Consider the following 512-nt stretch of genomic DNA (forward strand, 5'->3'; position numbering starts at 1 on the left):
CCGACTCCGGGGCGATCCGCGTATGGCTTGGTGCACAAGGGCTGCAGCTGCGTGAACAGCGTATCCACGCATCCCGGTGGTGGGATGCCGCTGGGCGGGCGCGGTCGGCTGCTATCCTATCGCCGATCGAACAAGCGGCCATTGGGCCGGAGGGTTGAAACGTGTGGGAACTGGTCAAGGCCGGTGGCTGGCCGATGGTGCCGCTGCTGCTGTTGGGCGTACTGGCTTTGGCGATCATCCTGGAGCGTTTCTGGTCCCTGCGGCGAACTGAGGTGCTGCCGCCCGGCCTCGGCCAGGAAGTGCGCAACTGGGCCGCGCGCGGCAAGCTCGACCCGGCCCACCTGCAGACCCTGCGTAGCAACTCGCCGCTGGGCGCGCTGCTGGCCGCCGCGCTGGAAGCACGCAACCGCCCGCGCGACCAGATCCGCGAGCGCATCGAAGACACCGGCCGCCACCTGGTGCACCGCATGGAGCGTTTCCTCAACGCGCTGGGCACCATCGCATCGGCCGGG

Annotated in this window: 1 protein-coding gene; it reads left to right on the forward strand. The window is 69.3% G+C overall.

All coding sequences use genetic code 11. The annotated features are described in order from the left end of the window. Positions 1-161: 161 nt before the first annotated feature. The coding region (locus tag DAI20_RS20425; protein ID WP_240606159.1) for a MotA/TolQ/ExbB proton channel family protein at positions 162-512 on the forward strand (351 nt) is incomplete at its 3' end.

Origin of the sequence: Planctomonas deserti, from assembly GCF_003067705.1 — a bacterium.
GTDB lineage: Bacteria > Actinomycetota > Actinomycetes > Actinomycetales > Microbacteriaceae > Planctomonas > Planctomonas deserti.